Source organism: Acinetobacter sp. 12966, from assembly GCF_031196995.1.
In the GTDB taxonomy this organism is placed as follows: domain Bacteria; phylum Pseudomonadota; class Gammaproteobacteria; order Pseudomonadales; family Moraxellaceae; genus Acinetobacter; species Acinetobacter geminorum.
The window spans coordinates 1-259 of record NZ_JAVIMC010000018.1 but is presented as its reverse complement, the minus strand read 5'-3'; the positions used below and the strand labels follow the sequence as shown (position 1 = coordinate 259).

1 pseudogene is annotated in these 259 nt (G+C 30.5%); it reads right to left on the bottom strand.

From position 1 onward, the window contains the following. Positions 1 to 51: 51 nt before the first annotated feature. Positions 52 to 259: pseudogene (locus RFW85_RS03390) on the bottom strand (hypothetical protein); the annotation flags it as partial.

The window sequence follows — 259 nt, the reverse complement described above, 5'->3', positions numbered from 1 at the left end:
AAGAAGACATAAAAAAGACACTGTTTTAACAGTGTCTTTTTTATAACTAAATTATTTGTTAAAGAATTTTGCTTCTTCAGACTTTGGATATTGGCTAAGTAACTTGTTCTTGTATTGATTTGCTGACACAGTATTCTTATCAACATCTTTAGCGATACTATAAAGTTGGTACAATGCTCGAGGTGCCTTACTTGAATTTGGGTATTGGTTAGCTACGACATTATAGTTTTTCTTTGCTTCATTATAATTTACTGGATCT